Source organism: Pseudoalteromonas luteoviolacea (assembly GCF_000814765.1).
In the GTDB taxonomy this organism is placed as follows: Bacteria; Pseudomonadota; Gammaproteobacteria; order Enterobacterales; family Alteromonadaceae; genus Pseudoalteromonas; species Pseudoalteromonas luteoviolacea_H.
On record NZ_JWIC01000004.1, the window covers coordinates 873,179 to 894,403 of the forward strand.

General features: G+C 42.0%; 18 protein-coding genes. 11 read left to right on the plus strand and 7 right to left on the minus strand.

Translation table 11 applies throughout. The features are described from left to right. Nucleotides 1-38 precede the first annotated feature (38 nt). The 6 genes from ilvY to JF50_RS07190 all read left to right on the plus strand — a co-directional run bounded on the left by ilvY (nucleotide 39) and on the right by JF50_RS07190 (nucleotide 8,463). A complete protein-coding gene (gene ilvY, locus JF50_RS07165) occupies nucleotides 39-932 on the plus strand; it encodes an HTH-type transcriptional activator IlvY (RefSeq protein ID WP_039608726.1) in 894 nt (297 codons plus the stop codon). Nucleotides 933-996: 64 nt separating this feature from the next. Further along, nucleotides 997-1,704, plus strand: coding sequence for a winged helix-turn-helix domain-containing protein (locus tag JF50_RS07170; RefSeq protein WP_039608727.1), 708 nt, complete (start codon nucleotides 997-999; stop codon nucleotides 1,702-1,704). A 298-nt stretch (nucleotides 1,705-2,002) separates the two neighbouring features. Further along, nucleotides 2,003-3,799 carry a DUF4856 domain-containing protein gene (locus JF50_RS07175; RefSeq protein WP_039608728.1) on the plus strand — a complete coding sequence of 599 codons (1,797 nt, stop codon included), beginning with the start codon at nucleotides 2,003-2,005 and terminating at the stop codon, nucleotides 3,797-3,799. 87 nt (nucleotides 3,800-3,886) lie between these two features. Continuing rightward, nucleotides 3,887-5,194 carry an imelysin family protein gene (locus tag JF50_RS07180; RefSeq protein ID WP_039608729.1) on the plus strand — a complete coding sequence of 436 codons (1,308 nt, stop codon included), beginning with the start codon at nucleotides 3,887-3,889 and terminating at the stop codon, nucleotides 5,192-5,194. Next, the gene (locus tag JF50_RS07185; protein WP_039608730.1) at nucleotides 5,187-7,406 is read left to right on the plus strand and encodes a TonB-dependent receptor family protein; all 2,220 of its coding nucleotides are present in this window, start codon (nucleotides 5,187-5,189) and stop codon (nucleotides 7,404-7,406) included. The genes JF50_RS07180 and JF50_RS07185 overlap by 8 nt, the downstream gene beginning before the upstream one ends. A gap of 82 nt (nucleotides 7,407-7,488) precedes the next feature. Next, nucleotides 7,489-8,463 (plus strand): sterol desaturase family protein, encoded by a 975-nt coding sequence (locus JF50_RS07190; protein ID WP_039608731.1) that lies wholly within the window; start codon nucleotides 7,489-7,491, stop codon nucleotides 8,461-8,463. A gap of 73 nt (nucleotides 8,464-8,536) precedes the next feature. Here JF50_RS07190 and JF50_RS07195 read toward each other — a convergent pair whose 3' ends face one another. Next, nucleotides 8,537-8,821 carry a hypothetical protein gene (locus JF50_RS07195; protein ID WP_039608732.1) on the minus strand — a complete coding sequence of 95 codons (285 nt, stop codon included), beginning with the start codon at nucleotides 8,819-8,821 and terminating at the stop codon, nucleotides 8,537-8,539. Between the two features lie 290 nt (nucleotides 8,822-9,111). Continuing rightward, nucleotides 9,112-10,680, minus strand: coding sequence for a cation:proton antiporter family protein (locus JF50_RS07200; RefSeq protein ID WP_039608733.1), 1,569 nt, complete (start codon nucleotides 10,678-10,680; stop codon nucleotides 9,112-9,114). A 202-nt stretch (nucleotides 10,681-10,882) separates the two neighbouring features. Between JF50_RS07200 and JF50_RS07205 the strand changes: the two genes are divergently transcribed. Next, nucleotides 10,883-11,626 carry a sporulation protein gene (locus JF50_RS07205; protein WP_039608734.1) on the plus strand — a complete coding sequence of 248 codons (744 nt, stop codon included), beginning with the start codon at nucleotides 10,883-10,885 and terminating at the stop codon, nucleotides 11,624-11,626. Between the two features lie 26 nt (nucleotides 11,627-11,652). Then, nucleotides 11,653-12,099, plus strand: coding sequence for a GNAT family N-acetyltransferase (locus JF50_RS07210; RefSeq protein ID WP_039608735.1), 447 nt, complete (start codon nucleotides 11,653-11,655; stop codon nucleotides 12,097-12,099). Between the two features lie 56 nt (nucleotides 12,100-12,155). Here JF50_RS07210 and JF50_RS07215 read toward each other — a convergent pair whose 3' ends face one another. From JF50_RS07215 to JF50_RS07230, 4 genes are all read right to left on the minus strand, one after another. Beyond that, a complete protein-coding gene (locus JF50_RS07215) occupies nucleotides 12,156-13,502 on the minus strand; it encodes a sodium-dependent transporter (RefSeq protein ID WP_039608736.1) in 1,347 nt (448 codons plus the stop codon). Nucleotides 13,503-13,702: 200 nt separating this feature from the next. Then, nucleotides 13,703-15,016 carry a sensor histidine kinase gene (locus JF50_RS07220; protein WP_039608737.1) on the minus strand — a complete coding sequence of 438 codons (1,314 nt, stop codon included), beginning with the start codon at nucleotides 15,014-15,016 and terminating at the stop codon, nucleotides 13,703-13,705. A 90-nt stretch (nucleotides 15,017-15,106) separates the two neighbouring features. Then, nucleotides 15,107-15,814 (minus strand): response regulator transcription factor, encoded by a 708-nt coding sequence (locus tag JF50_RS07225; protein WP_039608738.1) that lies wholly within the window; start codon nucleotides 15,812-15,814, stop codon nucleotides 15,107-15,109. 142 nt (nucleotides 15,815-15,956) lie between these two features. Next, nucleotides 15,957-16,760, minus strand: a complete 804-nt coding sequence (locus JF50_RS07230) for a hypothetical protein (protein WP_039608739.1) — start codon at nucleotides 16,758-16,760, stop codon at nucleotides 15,957-15,959. A 226-nt stretch (nucleotides 16,761-16,986) separates the two neighbouring features. On the opposite strand from JF50_RS07230, the gene JF50_RS07235 reads away from it, so the two are divergent. After that, a complete protein-coding gene (locus tag JF50_RS07235) occupies nucleotides 16,987-18,141 on the plus strand; it encodes a serine hydrolase domain-containing protein (RefSeq protein WP_039608740.1) in 1,155 nt (384 codons plus the stop codon). Between the two features lie 13 nt (nucleotides 18,142-18,154). Here the strand turns inward: JF50_RS07235 and yhbY are convergent, their stop codons facing one another. Then, nucleotides 18,155-18,451: a ribosome assembly RNA-binding protein YhbY gene (gene yhbY / locus JF50_RS07240; RefSeq protein WP_039608741.1), complete on the minus strand. Its 297-nt coding sequence runs from the start codon at nucleotides 18,449-18,451 to the stop codon at nucleotides 18,155-18,157. Nucleotides 18,452-18,535: 84 nt separating this feature from the next. On the opposite strand from yhbY, the gene rlmE reads away from it, so the two are divergent. Both rlmE and ftsH read left to right on the plus strand, forming a co-directional pair. Beyond that, on the plus strand, nucleotides 18,536-19,165 hold the full coding sequence (gene rlmE, locus JF50_RS07245; RefSeq protein WP_039608742.1) for a 23S rRNA (uridine(2552)-2'-O)-methyltransferase RlmE: 630 nt from the start codon (nucleotides 18,536-18,538) through the stop codon (nucleotides 19,163-19,165). 67 nt (nucleotides 19,166-19,232) lie between these two features. Continuing rightward, complete coding sequence (gene ftsH, locus JF50_RS07250; RefSeq protein WP_039608743.1) at nucleotides 19,233-21,170, plus strand: ATP-dependent zinc metalloprotease FtsH; 1,938 nt, start codon at nucleotides 19,233-19,235, stop codon at nucleotides 21,168-21,170. Nucleotides 21,171-21,225: the final 55 nt, after the last annotated feature.

Here is a 21,225-nt window from a genome sequence, read left to right on the forward strand (position 1 = left end):
TTATTGTATTTCATATTTTGAAATATTGAGGCATTTTGATGGACCATAAACAGCTCAACTACTTTTTGGCTTTGGCTGATACACTGCATTTCTCCCGCGCAAGTGAAAAATGCTACATTAGTCCGCCAACACTGAGTCGCCAGATCAAGCAGTTAGAAACTGAGGTTGGTACACCCTTGTTCATTAGAGATAACCGCAGCGTATCTTTAACGCCACAAGGCAAAGCATTTGTACATTATGCTCAGGCCACATTGGCGAGTTGGCGACAATTTAAAAGTGAATGTCAAGACGACTCAAAGCCTTTGACTGGTGAATTAAGTTTGTATTGCTCCGTCACTGCTTCCTACAGTTTTATTTATGATTTGTTTGCGCGTTATCGTAAGGAGTATCCCCATGTTGAGCTCAATTTAATGACAGGTGATCCTGCTTATTCTATTTCTCAAGTGCAGGGCGATTTGGCGGATGTTGCGGTTGCAGTGAAACCGGCTTCGTTACCTCAGGGCATTGAGTACCAGTCAATCGGCCGTTCAAGGTTGGTATTTATCGCTCCGACAATGACGTGTCCTTTGACTGAACTATTAGATGAACATCGCAACGGTACTCCTCCGTGGGGGCAATTACCTTTTATTGTGCCCGAGCAGGGTGTACTTAAAGAGAGAATTGACAACTTTTTTAAACGCATGTCCATACAGCCTCAAGTGTACGCACATGTTTCTGGTCACGAAGCCATGGTGGCATTGGCAAGTTTGGGGTTTGGAGTGGCGTATATCCCAGAAATAGTGCTGTCACAAAGCCCGTTTAAAAATCAAGTTCAACAACTGAATTTACAATCCGAAGAGATTGATATTGGGTTAGTTGCGAAGAAAAAAAGACTTCAAGATCCGGTAATTAATAAATTGTTTTCGGTATCTAATGGAATATTTAATTCGTAAAGCTGATGTTCAGGTAAGAGGAGTAGACTCGCAAAAAATTAGGTGTTTAGAACAGGGGTAAGTAGTGCATACCGTACTGATCGCAGAGAGTAAAAGTAATAGTTTGGCAGTGCCTCAAGCTGCACTTCAAAATCAGGGATTTGATGTGCAAACCATGGTCTTAGAAAATTTAGATCACGTAAATCAAAAAAGTAGCAAAGGAGTTGTGAGTAGTATTGTCATTGATCAGACTATTGCAACCAGTGCAAAGTTCGACACGATCAACACGTTAAAAAGCTATTACCAGGCACCTGTTTTTGTCTCGGTAGATGACAACAATGATGATATTCAAAGTCTATTGCTCGAACTTGGCGCAGATGATGTGATAGCGACCCACGCCAAACCAAGATTATGGCGAGCACGTTTAGACGCCATGTTGCGAAAGTGCCAAGCCGTTGCAGAGCAAAATAGCAATAACGAAGATAAAGTACTCACTTTTGGTGCGCTGACCATTAAAGGCGATGAGCGCACTGTGATGTTAGAAAATACATTAGTGAGTTTGACAACGCACGAATTTGATCTAATTTGGTTATTGGCCTCTCAAGCGCCTCAAGTGGTCAGCAGAGAAGAAATTTATGAAAAGATCATCGGTCAGGGGTATCAAATAAACAGCCGAACGATAGACGTACGTGTATCTTGTCTTCGCAAGAAGCTTGGAGATAATGCAACCAGCCCACAAAAGATAAAAACTGTTTGGCGTCAAGGGTATCTCTTTGTAAAAGAAGCGTGGTAAATATTTATAGTTCGAATTTTTCGAACTATAAATCAACCAAACCCTGTGAAAAATATATAACAAAATAATCTATAATTTGTATTTAAATAACCAAAATCCTTTCAAAACAGGTTGTTACAAATTATTTTAGATTTAATGCTATTGACTCTCATTTTCTCTTCTATATTTAGTCTTAACTCTACCTGTCAATTTGTATACTTTTGACAACGCAAATAATATTGATTGCTATTTAGGTAAGTGTATACTTTGTCCCGTTAAATAAATGCAAATACAAATAATTTTCATAGGAAGACGTCTAATGGCATTAAGAAAGTCTCTGCTTGCAACTGCAGTTTTAGCAGCAACAGTTGGTTTAACAGGTTGTGGTGGCTCTAGTAGCGATAACAACACGGTCACTACTCCAGAAACACCTGCACCAACAACTCCTTCAAATAAAGCACCAACGATTACTGCTGATAGCGCATCAGTTGTTGAAGATACGTTAGGCGCTGAAGTGACTGGCGTTGTATTTGAAGATGACAGCGATGAAGCGAGTGCATTAACGTATACTGTGAGCGATGGCCGTTTTGAAATTGTTGATGGTAAGCTGAAACTTAAAGCAGCTAATACGCTTAACTTCGAGCAAGAAGCTGAGCAAAAAGTGACATTAACTGTGACTGCGACAGATTCTGGCGATGAAAAAGTAGAGCAAGAGATCACAATCGCTATTTCTGACGTTGAAGCAACGCCAGGTGTTAACGTGTATGAGTTCAAAAATACGGCTGGCGATTCTTCAGTTGCATATTCAGGACAAGTATCACGTCAAGCGACTATCTTAGAAGTTAAAAAGCTGTTAGGCACGCTTAAAACAGGCACTGACGGTATCAGCGATGCGCAACAATTAAAAGACATCGTTGCTGAAATTCGTGTTTTACTAAACCCACAAGATGGTGATGTTGCATTTTTAGATGAGCAATTAACTTTCCTACCTGATACAGCAGAGCAAACGACTCTAGGTCAAATTTCTTCTGTGAAGAAAGTACTTGGTGAAGGCGGTAAGATTGCTGGTCGTGACACCACTTATATGAATAAAAAGTGGGAAGAAACGGGTTCATTAGTGGGTTGGACTGACTTTGGTACACAAGATTCAACGCCAGAAGGTTTGGTACTACACTACCTAGATCTGATTGATGCACAGATTGCAAGTTTTGAGAGTGGTAACCAGTTATCTGCAACACACAATGGTACAACAGTTAATCTAAATAGCCTGTATATCACACCAGAAGGTCTAGACCTTGTACAGCTAGTTCAAAAGCATTTGAATGGCGCTGTTGCACTTTCTCAAGGTGCAGATGACTACCTTGACGAACTGCTAATTGGTGACAAGTCAGCAGACAACACTGTACTGGCTGAAGGTAAGACATATACAGAATTAGAGCATAAGTTTGACGAAGGCTACGGTTATTTCGGTGCAGCGACACACTATTTAGAGTATAGCGATGAGCAAATTTCTAGCAGTGCGTTTCATGACACATCAGGCGAAGGTAAAATTGATTTATTAACAGAGTACAACTTTGGTAACTCAACCAACGCATCTAAGCGTGACAAAGGCTCTGCTGGTAACGCTAACCCAACTGATTTCTCAGGTGCTGCTCAACTAGCATTCATCCAAGGCCGTAAGTTAATCACAGACAACTTTGGTAAGGACGTTGCTGACTGGTCTGAAGAAGACCAGCAAAAGATTGAGATGTACCGTGATCAAGCGTTACTAAATTGGGAAAAATCAATTGCAGCAACTGTGATCCACTATATCAATTACACAATTGCTAAAGAAGATGGCAACCTATCGTTAATCGCTTCAGGTGATTTCGAAGCGAGTCACTTCGAGAAGCTTGCAAAATATTGGGGTGAGATGAAAGGTTTCGCCTTGAACTTCCAATTCAACCCGCATTCACCAGTCACTGCCGAGCAGTTTGCTGAAATTCATACACTAATGGGCGACGCACCTAAACTTGCTGCAGCTGACGTCCCTGGCTACATCACCGATCTAGAAAAAGCACGTGATATTATCGCACAGGCTTATGGTTTTGATGCACAGAATGTTACTGAGTGGTAATCATTTAGGTCATTAGTAATGGAAAGGTTAGTTGCGGATGTAGCTAACCTTTTGTTGTATTTATAGGTATCAAATAAGAGAGATACAATGAGAGTCTTATCCCCTTTAAGTGCAGTGGCTGTCGCTGTCACATTACTTTTGAGTGGTTGTGGTGAAAGTAGTTCCAGCACTGCGGGCTCAGAGTTTGCTGGTGGCAATGGTTCAAATGGGCCGACGACCCCAACGACACCGACAACGCCAACAACACCGACAACACCGACAACGCCAACAACGTTTGATGAAGCCGCGCTTGTTTCTAACTTGGTTACTAATGTACTGACACCTGCACTTGTTCAGTTTGACGCGTATGCGAAAGCGCAGAAAACACAAATTGGTGAATACTGCGTGGCAGAGAAAGCGCAAAGTGCGGAATCGGCAGACTTGCATGAACAAGCGAAAGATAGCTGGCGTGCGGCGATGGCAAGTTGGCAATATGTTGAAATGATGCAAGTTGGTCCAATTATTACCAACAGTAAAGAGTTGAAAGGCAATATTTACTCTTGGCCAGCTGGCGGTGCTCTGTGTAACATCGATTTGGATATTGTTTACCATGATGAGGGTGTCATTAATGGTAACGCAAACAACCCATATAATATTAAAAACCGTACGACTGATCGCAAGGGACTTATTGCAATTGAACATGCGTTATTCAATACCAATTACGATCACAACTGTACTACGGTTAATGATGCACTGGCGCCATGGAATGGAAAATCGATCAATGAGAGAAAAGTAGCTCGTTGTGAGTTCGCAAGCACGGTAGCGGACGATATTGTTGATAATAGTGCCGAGATTTTATCTCGCTGGCAAGGCGACAATGGCTTTGCTAATCAATTGATTAATGCAGGCAGTTCAGGTTCGCAATTTGATTCAGCACACACCGCGTTGAATGAAATTTCAAAAGCACTGTTTTACATGACCAAAGAACTGAAGGACCAAAAGTTGGGTGAGCCTTTAGGTTTATTTACCAACAGTTGTGGTTCTAATATCTGCCCTCAGGACGTTGAATCTGATATCTCCGAGCATTCAAAAGAAAACTTACTTGCCAATATCCGCGCATTCAAACAAATCTTTACGGGTGAAGGCAGTAATGCAGACAATACGCTAGGCTTTGATGACTTCCTTGATGCGGAGCAAGGCTCAGATGTAAAACAGCGTATGTTAACAGGGCTTAATGAAGCAGAAGCTGCTTTGTTGGCTATTGATGGCTCTTTAAAAGACACAGTTGAAAACAATACTGCCGCTGTAACTGAAGTACATGACAAGGTGAAAAATGTCACCGACGAGCTTAAGAATGACTTTATCAATAAGCTGGCTCTAGAACTTCCTCAAACATCGGCAGGTGATAATGACTAAGTACACACGTATGAACAAATCATTACTGGCAATGGCGGTTGCTGTTGCGTTACCAAGTGCTTACGCTGATGAAACAGCGAAAGATGATATCGAACATATACAAATTATCAGTCACTATGACAAGTTAAGGACTGAAGCTGGTTCTGCGACGTTGCTGACGGAAGAGCAACTCGGTGAGTACGAGTATGACGATATACATCGTGTACTTTCGTCTGTACCTGGCGTGAATATCCGTGAAGAAGATGGATATGGTTTGCGCCCAAACATCGGCTTTCGCGGTGTGACCCCAGAACGTAGTAAAAAAATTACCATCATGGAAGATGGGGTGTTAATTGGCCCTGCACCTTACTCAGCGCCAGCAGCTTACTACTTTCCACAAACAACACGCATGACGGCGGTGGAAGTATTTAAAGGGCCTGCGGCGATTAAACATGGTCCACAGACTATTGCAGGTGCGTTGAACCTCGTAACGCGCTCGGTTCCCGAATTTACTGAAGGCGCAATTGATATTGCAGCTGGTGGCGATGGTTATACTAAAGCACATGGTTATTTTGGCTCAGTGGTCAATAACATTGGCTTTTTAGTGGAAGCTGTAAACGTTCAAGCGGATGGATTTAAAGAACTTGACGGCGGCGGTGACACTGGCTTCGATAAAAATGATATTTTAGCTAAGTTTAACTATCGTTTACAGCAAGGTGACATCGAGCATAACTTCGGCTTAAAGTTAAGCTACGCTGATGAGATTTCAGATGAGACTTATCTTGGTTTGACCGAAGCTGACTTTGCTGAAAACCCATATCGTCGATACGCTGCGACAGCGCCGGCAAAAATGGATACCCAGCATCAGCAAGTGATGTTCACTCACAGTATGAATACAGACAATTTGAGCTTAACAACACGTTTATATCGTAATGATTATGAGCGTGCTTGGCTGAAATTAAACAGTGTTGAAGGCAAATCCCCTCAGGAAATCTTGCTCAATCCTGAAGCAGAAGACAACCAACGTTTGTATGAAATACTAAAAGGCGAGCAAGACTCTGTTGTGCCAGGTGCAGCCAACTTCTTAACTATGGGTACGAATGACCGAGAGTATTACTCACAGGGTTTACAAGTTGATGGTGACTTTGCATTTAAGCTATTCGATTTAAATCATGACTTATCATTTGGCGTGAGATTTCACGAAGATGAAATCGAACGTAAGCACTTTGAAGAAAGCTATGAAATGAAGTCAGGAGTATCGTCTTTAGTAGAAAACAGCAAGCGATTCACTTCGTTGAATACAGAGCATACAGAAGCATGGTCTGTTTATGTTGAAGACAAAATTAAATTTGATGCATTAACGTTAGGTGTGGGTGTTCGTGGCGAGATTATGGATATGCACTACCAAAACAACAGCAACCCAAATGATTGGCTAGATAAAACGACGCGGATCTGGTTACCAGGTCTAAGTGGCTTTTATCAGTTAAGTGAAGATTCTGGGTTGTTGTTTGGTGTACATCGCGGCTTTTCACCAGCCTCTCCGGCACAATCTTCAGAGATTGAAATTGAAAAAAGCACAAACTATGAGTTTGGTGGTCGTTTCAACGATGGCGTCACTGAGTTTGAAGTTGTCAGCTTTTTCAATGACTACAGTAACTTAAAAGAAAGTTGTGGCCAGTCTAATTGTGGCGATAGCACACAGCAGGATGCGGAGTTTAACGGTGGTGCAGCGCATGTTTATGGCCTAGAAGCACAGTTCTCACAGCGTTATCCTTTAAATTTACAATTAGATATACCGTATAGCCTAGTTTATACGTATACCAAAGGTGAGTTTAAGAATGACCGCCGCACTACGTTCGCGCAATGGGGTGAAGTGAGAAGCGGCGATCCATTGCCATATCTACCTGAGCATCAAGTTAGCTTTAACATTGGCTTGAGTGCTGAAAAGTGGCGTACTTCACTGGCTATTAAGTATATTGGTTCTATGCCAGAAGCCGCTGGACGCAGTTGGGTCGATGGGACACAGGAATTCACACTGTATTTAGAAGGACAAGAAGTGCCTTCTTCAACAACAGTCGACTTATCTGCCAGCTATGACTTTGCTGACTATGGTCAAGTCTACTTAAAAGTAGACAACTTATTGGATGAAGATAAAATTGTTAGCCGTAGGCCATATGGCGCACGCCCTGGCAAACCAAGACAAGTAACTGTTGGATATAAATACGCATTCTAAAGTGGCATATCCGAGCACGTTGTTTTGATATAAGGCCACTTAATGTGGCCTTTTTTAAATTTATCAGGAGACATTGAATTTAATGATAGAGACTATTTGGCAAAGTATCTCAACCTTGCCAGGGTATTTAGTCGATGCAAATAAACGTATCTTTTGGTTGTATTTGGCTTCGGCAGTTGCAATGGCATTTTTTGTCTACTGCGCCACCAGTCAGTCACGATCTGTAAGGGGGTTCTGGCATTTTTTATTTCCCAAAAGAGTTTGGTTGCACGAAAGTGCCAAACAAGATTATGGGTTATTTATTATTAATCGTATCATCAAAGCGCTGACTTTTACGCCTATCGTCCTGACCATGGTACCTGTTGCCATAGGGATTTCTGACTTACTGGAAACAGTATTTGGTCCCTCTCTTCACTTGCAGTGGCCGTCATATGTCGTGGTTGCTCTGTTTACCCTCATGTTATTTTTAGTGGATGATTTGACACGTTACTTACTCCACTTAGCGTTACATAAGGTGCCTTGTTTGTGGGAAATTCACAAAGTACATCACTCAGCTAAGGTCCTTACGCCATTCACTATCTATCGCTCTCACCCCATTGAAAGTTATTTTTACGCGTGTCGCATGGCGTTGACACAGGGGATAGTGGTTGGATTGGGTTACTTCTTTTTTGGCTCAGCACTCAGTATGTTTGATATTCTGGGTGCCAATGTATTTGTATTTATTTTTAATATATGTGGCTCAAACCTACGTCATTCTCATATTTGGTTTAGTTGGGGGGATAAGCTTGAAGGGTGGTTCATCAGCCCAGCTCAGCATCAAATTCATCATAGTGATAATCCTAAACACTTTGACACCAATATAGGTTCTGCTTTAGCTATCTGGGACCGTCTAGCTGGCAGCTTGATTCGGGCGTCAGAGGCTCAAAATATTTCGATTGGGGTAGGTAAGTATGATGCAGGTCATGATTCATTGTGGGCTATTTACTATAAACCAGTCATAGAGGCAGTTAAAACTGTGTTACCCAAGGCTGTGATAAAGAAAAAACAAGATAGTTGAGAGAAGAAGGTAGGCTGGCGACGGGCATGGCCAGCCTATTTTAGAGGGAGTAGGCCCTCAGAAAATCGATTGCTTAGTGCATTACTCGTGAAGAAGCACGATAAAAACCTAAGTCATTGAGTTTAGCAATGAGGCTCGGATCATCGAGTCTTTCTGGCGTTGATTCATTACGCAGAAAATGGTCCTCAGGAACAGCGTGTAAATCCAGCATTTTATGAAATAAAATATTACGAATTGCCAACGCTGTCATACCAGAGTCTTGAATATCATCTAGACGTTTTTGGATGTCGGCAAACGGGCCTGCATTGACATCGTCAACAGCTGCTGGAAAGTACGAATTTAACTTATTTTTGCTCATGCAAACCCTCATAAAATATCTTGTTAGTATTCTTTGGTGTCCCCAAAAAAGGATACTAAGTATAAGATTTAAGTACAAAAAATTAGAGAGTCTCTCTCTAACTGACACAGCCAGTGTACTCTGTTTCGGTGTCGAATTACTAACTTCGTTGTAAAGTTTTGTAAATCGCACTAATACAAAAAAGTGCTAATAAGAGGGGGCTTTTTTAGACGTCTAGATGTAACTATATGACAGGAAAATAAAAATAGTTCTCAGTACCTTTTAGGGGGTCTGAGAACTATTTGTCTAATTTAGAATAATTTTTCTTTTACGTGCTCTGCGAAACCACTACCAGCTTCTAAATAGAAGTTATAAGTTGAGTGAACTCCCATATCTTCTAGTTCTTTTTGCTGGTCCGGATAATTTGCAATAGCCGTAACCTGACCTGTATAGCCGGAGGCTTGCAGTTGTTCCAGTGCATATATATTTTGCATGTGCTTGGGCATTGCTAACATGACCATTTCAACGTCAGAGTGGTTTACGCGCTGCCAGAAGTCAGGGTCAGTTGCATCGGCCAGCAGTACGCGCCGCCCTCTCGCGATGTGCTTATCCACCACTTCAGGTTTGATGTCGATACCGGCTACAGAGCCTGGGTGGGTGCAATGGATTGTCTCGTAGGCACCGGTTCCGATCCGACCCATACCAAAAATAACGATTCGGGTGTCAGTGAGGTTGACTGGTAGCTCTTCCTCAAGACGTTTTGGGTTCTCAAATTTTTGAAGAATGTGTTCAAATTTGACATAGATTTCGTTAGAACGTTTGTTTAAAGGCGATGCCAGAATAAAAGTAATGGACACAGCAATGGCCACGACCGCTAACCAGTCTGGGGCAATTAGGCCCGAACTTGCCGCAACGGCACAAACAATAAGACCAAACTCACTGTAGTTTGAAAGCGTAAAAGCGCTGAGTAAGGAGGTACGTGCGCGCAGTCTAAACATGTTGGTTAAGACGTAATACAACGTAACTTTCACAGGTAAGACTAACACCAAAAGTAAGCCGATAAGGAAAGCATTCAAAGAAATACTGGCGTTTAAACCGATATTTAAGAAGAACCCGACCAGCAACACATTTTTGAGATTAAGTAAGGACTTTGCAAGCTCGCTTGCTTTCTTATGTGGCGCGAAAATCATACCGATGATCAGCGCACCTAAGTCTCCTTTTAAGCCAGCAAACTCAAACGCATGATAGCCAACAACCAGTGCAAAAAAGAAACCAAATAGGGGCAATAGCTCCCCATGTTTTGAGCGACTAAGTACCCAAAACATTAATTTTCTAAATACAAATAAACCGACGATCAAACCCAGCGCCCATACATTTGGCATTTTACCTGTACTGATGGCAAGAAAAACCACGGCAAAGATGTCTTGCATAACCAAGATACCGATGGCTATTTTACCGTGCAGGCTAGCCATCTCTCCGCGTTCTTCAAGTACTTTGACGGCAAATACAGTGCTGGAGAAGCTAAACGCAAAGCCGACGAGTAAAGCGCTTTGTAGGTCTAGCTCATTGAAGAGGGGTAAATTAAATACACACAACAGTAATAGTAGAGACGCGAAAAAGGCACTACTTAATATAATATGCAAGGTCGCTGGGGCCCAAACTTGGGGCTTCACCAAGTTCTTTACTCGCAATTTTAAGCCGATGCTGAATAGCAGGATGGTGACCCCTAAATCAGCTAATTGAGAGAGTAAAGGGGTGGTTTGTTGTCCCATCAGGTTGAGAATAAACCCTGCCATCAAGAATCCAATCAGAGGTGGTAGCTTTAATTGATAAATTGAAAAACCACACGCGAAGGCAATTGCAAAATAAAGTAGTTCCATAAGTAACGCTGGTAGTGTTAGGTAAATTGATTCTATCAAATCAAGCTAGTTTATAAATCTATTCTGGACGAAAGTATGGCACTGTTCGTATTAGTTCTATTCAACCAAGCCTATATTTATCAAAAATAGGCAGATTTTCACTGACAAGCTGTAATAAATGTGTTTAAGATGCCTTAACGGAACATCCTCGAGAGGAGTAATGATGTTTAAAAAACTCTTAGCATCTGTCGGAGTAGGTGCAGCAAAAGTAGACACAATACTAGAAACGGAACATTTACACCCAGGCCAGAAATTCCAAGCGCAGATCATTGTGATGGGTGGTGATGTAGAACAAGAAATTTCAGGGTTAGAACTGGCCTTAATGACTAAGGTAAAAGTTGAGTCTGATGAGAGTGAGTATTTTACTAATCATGTGATTGAGAAGTGGCGTATTCCAGAAGAGTTCACCATTGCACCAGGCGAACAAAGGGTCATCCCATTTGAGGCGCGTTTGCACTCTGAAACGCCGATCACGCAAATTAATGCACCATACAATCATTGCCATGTATGGCTTGAAACGGGCTTAGACATCGATCTAGCGCTTGACCCATCAGATAAGGATGCATTGCATATTTATCCAAATGAGGCGGTGAAGGCAGTGCTCAGCGCGATGGATAAACTTGGCTTCCAATTAGTGAAAGCGGATGTAGAAAAGGGGTATTTGCGTGCTTCTAGTTTTCAGTCAATTTCAGGTTGCTACCAAGAAATCGAATACCGCCCAAGCAGTCGTTCGGTGTTTGGATTACAAGAGGTAGAGCTGTCTTTTGTGCCTGAAGCACATAAAACGCATGTCTTAATTGAACTCGATCGTGCGTTTCGTAGCGATGGATACGTAGATTTAACCATTGAACATGATCAGGTGAATCTGTCACGCATCTGCGACCAGCTTGAGCGACTATTTGCATAACGGACAAATAAGGCCTACTAAACACAATGACTGAGTTTAAAGTAAAGTCATTTTATGAGCTCAGTAACGATGAGCTCTTTGAAGTCTTTAAATTACGTGTTGATATCTTCGTTGTTGAACAACAATGTCCTTACCCAGAAATAGATGAGATAGATCGTATCTCATCAACTCGCCATATTCTATTTAGTGACGGCAAGCAGGTAAAAGCGTATGCGCGCTGTTATCAAAAGGGTAAAGCAACTGCCGCTATTGGCCGTGTGTTAATCGCGTCAGATGCGAGGGGAAGTGGTATTGCTTATGAACTGATGGCGGCAGCGATTCAGTGTTGTAAAGACCATTATCCTAACATGTTTATTGAAATTGCTGCACAGACGTACTTGCAACCTTTCTATCAAAAGGTGGGGTTTAACAGCGTAGGTGAGGCTTATTTAGAAGATGGTATTGAACATATTGACATGAAATACAGCCGTTAAAAGGCTGCTTAAATTGACTTAATATCAAGAGTAAAAAAGGCGCTTATGCGCCTTTTTTATAAAGAGTTGATGAAAACCAGGGCAATGGCCAAAGGGCAAACAAATTTAATATACCAAGGCCAAATCTTCCAAAAGAAGCTATGTTCTACGTCATCATTCCCTTCTTTAATCGCATCTAATAACTTGCCTCTATGCCAGATCCAACCGGCAAAGATGCAGCAAAGCATACCAATTAAAGGCTGTGCAAACTGAGTAGTGAGCTGGACGACGAACCCGAATAAGCTGTTGAAGTTAAGTATGATAGTTACACTTACAATGCTGACAATGACACCAATCAATCTCGTTGCGTGTACACGTGCTAATGCAAATTTTTCTACCACATAGGAAACAGGCGCTTCTAACATTGAAATCGAACTCGTTAAAGCTGCGATGCTCATGAGGGCAAAGAAGGCAAAACCGATGAAAATGCCAACACTGCCCATGCTATCAAACAAAGCGGGTAGCACTTGGAAGACCAGAGTGTCTTCAGATAATAACTCCCCTGTTTGAGAGAAAATTTCTACGCCTTGGGCTTGAGCAACATACATTGCTGGAATGATGAGCATACCTGCGACAAACGCAATGAATACATCAATTAGCGTGACATAAGCGCCCAGCGACACAAGGTTTTCTTGCTTACTGATGTATGAGCCGTAAATGATCATCACGCTGGTTCCTAAAGAGAGCGAGAAAAATGCTTGCCCAAGTGCACTCACTAGCAAGTTAGGGTCTAATATAGAGCCAAAATCAGGGACCAAATATGCTTTTAATCCAGTCATTGCGCCTTCTTGCGTGAGTACATAGCCTATTAGGGCAAACAAAATAAACAGTAGCGCTGGCATCAAACGTTTAGACCATTTTTCAATCCCGTTTTCAACCCCTTTACTGATAATTGCAACGGTCAGAAGAATAAACGCAGCAGTAAGTATCAGGTTTCTAGATAGTGACTGCTCACTTAGCCAGCTAGTAGCTTGCTCGCTACCACTTATTACAGCAATTGGTTCCAAGGTTGCACTGAACATCCAACCAGCGACGATTGCATAAAAACTTAAAATTAAGCCTGAACAAATAATACCGCCAAAGCCGACGATAAAAGCAAAGCGCTTTTGAGTTGCGTTATTTGCGAGCTTTTGCAATGAGGCCACCGCATTTGCTTGACCATGACGTCCTATTATTAATTCAGCCATTAATGCTGGGTATGCAAGGCAAAAGGCCAATACCAAATATACAAGTACAAACGCAGCGCCACCATTGCTTGCCGTTTGTGTGGGAAATCCCCAAATATTGCCTAGACCCACTGCAGAGCCTGCAGCGGCCATAATAAACCCAAACCGAGAACTAAACTCTCCTCGAATACTGCTCATGTTTTTATATTTCTCTTTTTTTGAAGACGGCCGCAACAATCTACTGTAATTGAAGCGAAATAAAAAGGTTTATCTGCACTGATCTAGCACAAGTTTTTGATGGAAAAAACAGCGTGGATTTGAGTATCCATAATTTTTTCTTAAGTTTAAAGTTAAGGTCCTGTTTTTAATTAACTTTATGTGGATAGCTAGCCGGGGTGTCAGTCACTCTGTACAGCCTGTGAGACCGCTTTACAGGGCAGAATTAACGTAAATTTAGCGCCGCCTAATAACTCAGAACGACCTACAGAGGCTTTTCCGTGATGCCAGTCGACCACTTTCGACACAATCGCCAAGCCCAAACCATAGCTTTTACCTGCTCGATTCCTATGACCTTGCTCTTGGAAAAAGGGATTAAATACCTTGTTCCAGTTTTCTGGTTCAATACCGGGGCCGTCATCTTCCACGGTGATTTCAATTTCGTGATCATGTAATTTGGCACTGATAAATAGCTGCATTTGAGCAAAGTCACAGGCGTTACTGAGTAGGTTAGATATGGCACGTGCTAACCAGTGTAAATCGGCTTCCATCATGAGATCAGGTTTTATCGAAAGGTTAGCTGTTAGACCGTTTTTCGACATTTTAGGGTGCATTTGCGCCACAACGTCAGATATATACCCTTTGAGTTTAATTGGCTCAAATTTTAATAGATGCGATTTTTGCTCTAGCGTGGCAAAGGAGAGGTAACTTGACAGCATGTCTTCCATCTGGTCGAGGTCCTTTTCCATGCGCTCAAGCAGGTGATGTATTTCGTCAATGTCGTTTTCTTCTAAGGCTGCATCAAAACCAAACCGCAGACAAGCGACGGGTGTTCTTATGTCGTGAGATAAACTGGATGCCATGAGTTTATTCTCAGCGAGTAACTTTTCTATTTGGTTTGCCATTCGGTTGAATGTGAGTTCTACATCTTTGATATAAGTAAAGTGGTTAACTTCAATGCGGGTGTCGAGGTTGCCGCTTGCAAATTGCTTCGCTGCGTGCGTCAGCACTGATAGCCTTTTTGCTAAAGGCGCTAATACAAACCACATGAATGCGCAGACACCTGAGTAAAAGGCTAGGGTAAGGAATACATCGTAACTGTTTCTCTCTGGGGGCTTTTCTAATTGTAGTTCTATGTAGTCCGGTTTGATGGCTGGGGTTGATTTTAATAAATAAAAGTAACCTTCATCAGAGTCGATAAGCAGGCCTTGTGGGCGATGCATCTGTTCAGTTAATTCAGCCGGAAGGGCCAGAGAGGTGCCCAAATGGTAGGCGATTTTTAAGTCAAAATCTTTGCCTGCTTGCTCTATAAATGCAGTGCGTTTGTCTAGTGCTTTGTCACCAGCTTGGTTCGCTAGACCGACGAGCAACTTCGCCTGCCAAAAAAAATTGTCTTCATCTGGTGCGGTTTGTTCGCTAAAGGTATCAATCAGCCATCCCAATAAGACAATTGAGATGATCACACCAGTTAACAAAGATAAATACAGTTTTCTCATTATTTAGCTCCAATGAGAGTAACGCAGAGCCATAAAGAACGGAGGTATAATTTGTACTGTAGCCTCAGTAAGTTTGAAGCTACAGCCACGTTACCATGCAGATGGCACGAGTAAATAACCTTTACCCCAAATTGTTTTAATTTTTTCTGGATTTTGGGGGTCATCATCAAACTTTTTACGAAGCGCTGAAATGAGCACATCTACGCTGCGATCAAGACCATCATATTCACGACCTTTTGTGGCTTTAAATACGGCATCTCTTGATACGACCTCACCGGCGTTTGAAGCTAAAAAGTGCAGCAGTAAATATTCAGCACTGGAAATAACCACTTCTTGCTCTGAAACGAGGACTTTACGAGACTGTGTATCTATTTTTAAGTTGCCCACAGCTAATATCGCGCTGTTGGATTGCTCATTGCTGCCCGAGTCTTGGGCCGCTCGCGCGTTCGCTTTGATTCTTGCAAGCAAAGCTCTTGGCCTTACCGGCTTAATGACATAGTCGCTGGCACCGACTTCAAGGCCGATGACTTCATCCATTTCTTCATCTTTTGCAGTTAACATGATGATAGGTTTGTTGTAAAACTGTCTAAGCTCTCTACAAACGCTGATCCCGTCTTGGCCTGGCAGCATGATATCTAGTAGTACTAGGTCTGGGTTGATTTGCTTTACCATTGAAATGACTTCATCGCCACGGTGACAACAATGTGTGGTGTAGCCTTGGTTGTTTAAATAATCAGCAACCCACTGTGCGAGTGATTCATCGTCTTCGACCAGTAAGATGGTCCCGTATTGCTCCATGAACAAGCTCCTTTAATCTGACAAGTGCGCACAAAAGGTGACACTTATTCTGTAGTAAAACCATACTAACGCTTTATTTTAATCGCGCCAATTATAATTATTGTGCAGGTAAAAATTGTAATGAAATGTATGATTTTGTTGGCTATTGAACATTAAGTTTGTCAATTAAGCCCTCAGTTAACTTAAACATCATTTTGGGTGTGAGTGCGCTGACTTCTTCTTGTGTGCATGCGCCAGCAACTTTTACTAGCGGGGTTTGTACTGATTTTATGCTATAAGCTGGCATGTCCACAGATGTATGATAGCGCGCTTGTCTTGCTTCATCTGTATTCTGCTCTGTGATGAAGTTCAGCACCGCTTGCTCATTAGTAATTCGTTGCGTTTCTGTGAAAGTGTATTGCATGGGTATGCCCTGAAAACCTGCGCTATCAACAGAAGACTTTGCAAACCAGACTACATCGCTGGATTGGTTGTGTGTTAAACGCATGCTCAAAGATGCGGTAATGTTACTGCATTGTTTAGTGGGCATAGTTTGAGATATTTTGGCGATATAGGCGTGTTCACTACTAGGCTTGTTTAATACATAAACTTTATCTTTTCCATACGTTAAGTCAGCCTGCTGAATGACCAAGCGATAATCTGTATTTTCGCTATTATCAACGATTAACCCTTTCTTGCTCAGTATATTTATCAATTTGTTGTGTAATTGATCGGTGATCGTCACTTTACTGGTGTCAATAAAAACGGAATCACGTTTTTTGACAGCATGTGCAGGTAATTGAACAGACTTGATGCGTGCGGAGTCGAGCTCACTACTGTAGCTTATCTGAAAGATTGATTTTTGTAGCAGGGGCTTAGGTGGAAGGCTTAGCTTTGGTGCAAGGGGCTGTGTTAGCATACAACCAGCTAGCCCTGTTAATGCAATACTGCCTATAATTACTCGCATTATTAAACACCTCAAATTACTTTTCTTCATTATCATCTACAGCCAATGTGCTAAATTCTACCTTGTATTCATTAGTCACTTACAGTCTAAAAATGTTCAAGATTGTAACTAGTTATATTCTGTAACTTTTTTCTACAAAAAAGATTAGCGGTTTTAAATTATTGTATGTCGTGAGACAGCAACTTACGTGATACCATAACATCGCGTGTTAATGAACTGAGTCATTATGAAGTCACTATTTATATTTTCAAAATGCTTAATTTTGATGGTGTTATCTCAGCCTGTTAAAAGTAATGAGATTGACAGAGCAAAAGCGTGGGAGCATTTTGTAAACGGCTATTCTAAGCAAGTCAGACAAAAACTAAAAGAAAAATCGGTGCCTGGTGCAGCTTTGAGTATTACCCATTTAGAATTTGGCGATTTAGCTAAGGGCTATGGACGGACTAAAGTTAAAAAAGGGCGTAAAGTCGATGGTAAAACGCGTTTTCGATTGGCGTCTGTATCGAAAACGTTCGCTGGGTCTTTGGCTGCGAAGTTAGCTGCTGAAGAGCGGATTGATTTAGATAAATACGTTGCAGATTATCTACCAATATTTCTAGACAGCCAATATTCCACATTGCGTGTATATCATTTATTGACTCATTCGAGTGGTTTGGTACCCAATGCGTATGACAATTTAATTGAGTCTAGGATGTCGTATGAAGACATCTATCCTCGACTATTAAAAGTAGATCGGCTATGTCGGCCTGGCATTTGTTATGGGTATCAAAACGTGATGTTTAGCTTGGTGGGAAATGTCATCGAACAGGCAACAGGACTTAGTTACGAGACTTGGCTTAATGAATTCATGTTCAAACCGTTAGGGATGAAAGATGCCGGCGTTGGCTATGCGCACATGACACATAATGAGAATTACGCGTTACCTCATGTGAAAGGCCGTAAATATTGGCACACAGCGAGATTAAAGAAGCATTATTATAAAGTGGCGCCAGCTGCGGGGGTAAATGCCAGTGCAGAAGACATGGTCGCTTGGTTGAAAGCACAGTTAGGTGTCTATCCAAGTGTATTATCACTCGATGCGTTAACGATCCAATCTCGTCCATTCACGCGCACTAAACGAGAACTTAAGCGCAGGGTATGGCGTAAATATGTAGATCATGCTCATTATGGGTTGGGTTGGAGGATTTACGACTTCGAAGGGGAAACCCTTTACTATCATAGTGGCTGGGTACAAGGTTACAGAACGGATGTGGTTGTGCTGCCTTACTTAGGGATCGGCTTTAGTTTGTTGCTCAATGCAGAGAGTGGTGTAATTAATCAGCTTACCACCAATTTCATTCGTGATGCGATTAAAGTGGCGCGAAAGATAGAGCCGCAATAGCGGCTCTTTTTCACTAGTTGCGAGGAAGAATTATTTTTTTCTCTTCGCTTTGACGATAAAGTACTAAGATATGTCCGATTGATTGAACTTTATGAGCACCAGTCTCGCGGACAATTGCATCAAATATAAGCTGTTTGGTTTCTCGGTCATTGGTTGGGACTTTAACTTTGATCAATTCGTGAATTTCTAAACACTGTTCAATTTCTAACAATACGCCCTCTGTTAGGCCGTTACCGCCAAGTAAAACGACAGGTTTTAGAGCGTGAGCTAGCCCTTTAAGGTGCTGCTTTTGTTTATTTGATAAAGTCATATTGGTACAATTTACTAAATTAAGGCTTGAATTCTCGTTATTCTAACGCCATCTAAAGAAGATTACTAATGAGTTGCAGTGAATATGGCAAATAAAAAACACTCAGCGAGTTCAAAACGCTGGTTAAAAGAGCATGTAGACGATCCTTTTGTTCATGAAGCACAAAAACGAGGTTATCGCTCACGGGCTGTATTTAAGCTTGAAGAGATACAACAACGAGATAAATTAATACGCCCAGGTATGCATGTTGTTGATTTGGGTGCTGCTCCGGGAAGCTGGTCACAATACCTAGCGGAGCAAGTGGGTGATAAAGGCGAAGTCATTGCGTGTGATATCCTTCCTATGGATTCATTACCGGGTGTTGCTTTTTTGCAAGGTGACTTTCGTGAAGAGAGCGTTCTAAATGCGTTATTAGACCGAATAGGTGGAAAAAATATTGATGTTGTATTCTCTGATATGGCACCAAATATGAGTGGAAATAACGTAATAGACCAAGCTGGTAGCATGTATTTGGTAGAACTTGCGTTGGATATGTGCCATCAGGTACTGAAATCAAATGGTGCTTTTGCGGTCAAAGTTTTCCAAGGTGAAGGATTTGATCAATTTGTACAGGAAGTGCGTAATGCATTTAAAGTTGTAAAGATCCGTAAACCAAAAGCGTCTCGACCTAGGTCACGTGAAGTATATATAGTGGCGACAGGATACAAACTGTAGTACAGTTGAGGTGCATTAAAGATGATTTTAAATAAATTGGATACAAGAGGTTAACCCCTTGAGCGATATGGCGAAGAACTTAATTCTCTGGCTTGTCATTGCAGTTGTGCTTATGACAGTGTTTCAGAGCTTCAATGGTGGCGAGCAAATTGATCGTCAAACAAGTTACACTCAGTTTGTAAAAGAAGTACGTAGCGGAGCGATCAGAGAAGCAAATATTGATCGTACGGCAGGTACTATTTCAGGGATAAAAAGTAATGGTGAACGTTTTCAAACAATCATGCCATTATATGATGAAGACCTAATTAATGATCTGTTAAAAAATGATGTAAACGTCAAAGGCGTTGCACCAGAAGAGCAGTCTTTCTTGGCGAACGTTTTCATTTCTTGGTTCCCAATGTTGCTGTTAATTGGTGTGTGGATATTCTTCATGCGTCAAATGCAAGGCGGTGGCGGTAAAGGCGCTATGTCCTTTGGTAAGAGTAAAGCTCGCTTGATGAGTGAAGACCAAGTCAAAACGACATTTGCGGACGTAGCCGGTTGTGATGAAGCGAAGGAAGATGTAACAGAGCTTGTTGACTTCTTACGTGACCCATCAAAATTCCAAAAGCTTGGCGGTAATATCCCTAAAGGGGTATTAATGGTAGGCCCTCCGGGTACAGGTAAAACATTACTTGCTAAGGCGGTTGCGGGAGAGGCAAAAGTACCTTTCTTCACAATTTCTGGTTCAGACTTTGTAGAGATGTTTGTTGGTGTTGGTGCGTCTCGCGTAAGAGACATGTTTGAACAAGCGAAAAAAGCTGCGCCTTGTATCATCTTTATTGATGAGATTGATGCTGTAGGTCGTAAGCGTGGTGCAGGTATGGGAGGCGGTCATGATGAACGTGAACAAACCCTAAACCAAATGCTTGTAGAAATGGACGGTTTTGAAGGTAACGAAGGCATTATCGTGATTGCCGCGACAAACAGACCTGACGTTCTAGACCCTGCATTATTAAGACCTGGCCGCTTCGACCGCCAAGTTGTTGTAGGTCTTCCTGATGTACGTGGCCGTGAGCAGATCCTAAATGTCCACATGCGTAAAGTGCCGCTTGATTCAAATGTTGAAGCATCATTGATTGCTCGAGGTACTCCTGGTTTCTCAGGTGCAGATTTAGCTAACTTGGTTAATGAAGCTGCGTTATTCGCTGCGCGTGGCAACAAGCGAAAAGTGAGTATGGCTGAGTTTGATGCTGCGAAAGACAAGATCATGATGGGTGCTGAGCGCAAGTCAATGGTAATGTCTGAGAAAGAAAAAGAGATGACCGCATACCATGAAGCTGGTCACGCGATTGTGGGCCGATTGGTACCTGAACATGATCCGGTTTATAAAGTGTCTATCATTCCACGTGGTAGAGCTTTGGGTGTGACCATGTATCTACCTGAACAAGATCGTGTAAGTCATTCGAAAGAGCATCTAGAGTCAATGTTATCTAGTTTGTACGGCGGTCGTATTGCAGAAGCCATCATTTATGGCGATGACAAAGTAACGACTGGCGCAAGTAACGACATTGAGCGTGCCACAGATATAGCGCGAAAGATGGTAACGCAATGGGGTTTAAGCCCTGTGTTAGGTCCACAAATGTACATGGAAGAACAAGGCGAAATGTACATGGGTGGCAGCAGTTCAAGAATGGCTGGAGTTTCAGATGAAACTGCTAAGTTGATTGATGCTGAAATCAAAAAATTCGTGACAAACAACTACGACAGAGCAGAGCAGATCTTAAAGGATAATATGGATATTCTTCATGCGATGAAAGATGCGCTAATGAAGTATGAAACCATTGATGCAGGACAGATCGACGATTTGATGGAGCGTAAAGAAGTTCGTCCACCAAGAGATGCACATGATCGTAAATCTGATAAAGATAATGGGGTAAACGACGACACTCCAGCACCTAAAGCTGAAGAGACAAGTCCAGAAATTCCGCCTCAATCAAATACAGAACTTGATGACAAGCCTTAATAAAAGGTAAAATAAGACTGTAGGAATTCAGGCCTCGAGCTTTCTCGAGGCCTTT

Bases quoted from the DNA above. Each gene is read 5' to 3' on its own strand.
- JF50_RS07225 (WP_039608738.1), bottom strand. From the start codon at position 15,814: ATGGAGCAATACGGGACCATCTTACTGGTCGAAGACGATGAATCACTC.
- JF50_RS07230 (WP_039608739.1), bottom strand. From the start codon at position 16,760: ATGCGAGTAATTATAGGCAGTATTGCATTAACAGGGCTAGCTGGTTGT.
- JF50_RS07185 (WP_039608730.1), top strand. From the start codon at position 5,187: ATGACTAAGTACACACGTATGAACAAATCATTACTGGCAATGGCGGTT.
- yhbY (WP_039608741.1), bottom strand. From the start codon at position 18,451: ATGACTTTATCAAATAAACAAAAGCAGCACCTTAAAGGGCTAGCTCAC.
- rlmE (WP_039608742.1), top strand. From the start codon at position 18,536: ATGGCAAATAAAAAACACTCAGCGAGTTCAAAACGCTGGTTAAAAGAG.
- JF50_RS07190 (WP_039608731.1), top strand. From the start codon at position 7,489: ATGATAGAGACTATTTGGCAAAGTATCTCAACCTTGCCAGGGTATTTA.
- JF50_RS07195 (WP_039608732.1), bottom strand. From the start codon at position 8,821: ATGAGCAAAAATAAGTTAAATTCGTACTTTCCAGCAGCTGTTGACGAT.
- JF50_RS07210 (WP_039608735.1), top strand. From the start codon at position 11,653: ATGACTGAGTTTAAAGTAAAGTCATTTTATGAGCTCAGTAACGATGAG.
- JF50_RS07180 (WP_039608729.1), top strand. From the start codon at position 3,887: ATGAGAGTCTTATCCCCTTTAAGTGCAGTGGCTGTCGCTGTCACATTA.
- JF50_RS07200 (WP_039608733.1), bottom strand. From the start codon at position 10,680: ATGGAACTACTTTATTTTGCAATTGCCTTCGCGTGTGGTTTTTCAATT.
- JF50_RS07220 (WP_039608737.1), bottom strand. From the start codon at position 15,016: ATGAGAAAACTGTATTTATCTTTGTTAACTGGTGTGATCATCTCAATT.
- ilvY (WP_039608726.1), top strand. From the start codon at position 39: ATGGACCATAAACAGCTCAACTACTTTTTGGCTTTGGCTGATACACTG.
- JF50_RS07235 (WP_039608740.1), top strand. From the start codon at position 16,987: ATGAAGTCACTATTTATATTTTCAAAATGCTTAATTTTGATGGTGTTA.
- JF50_RS07175 (WP_039608728.1), top strand. From the start codon at position 2,003: ATGGCATTAAGAAAGTCTCTGCTTGCAACTGCAGTTTTAGCAGCAACA.
- ftsH (WP_039608743.1), top strand. From the start codon at position 19,233: ATGGCGAAGAACTTAATTCTCTGGCTTGTCATTGCAGTTGTGCTTATG.
- JF50_RS07215 (WP_039608736.1), bottom strand. From the start codon at position 13,502: ATGAGCAGTATTCGAGGAGAGTTTAGTTCTCGGTTTGGGTTTATTATG.
- JF50_RS07205 (WP_039608734.1), top strand. From the start codon at position 10,883: ATGTTTAAAAAACTCTTAGCATCTGTCGGAGTAGGTGCAGCAAAAGTA.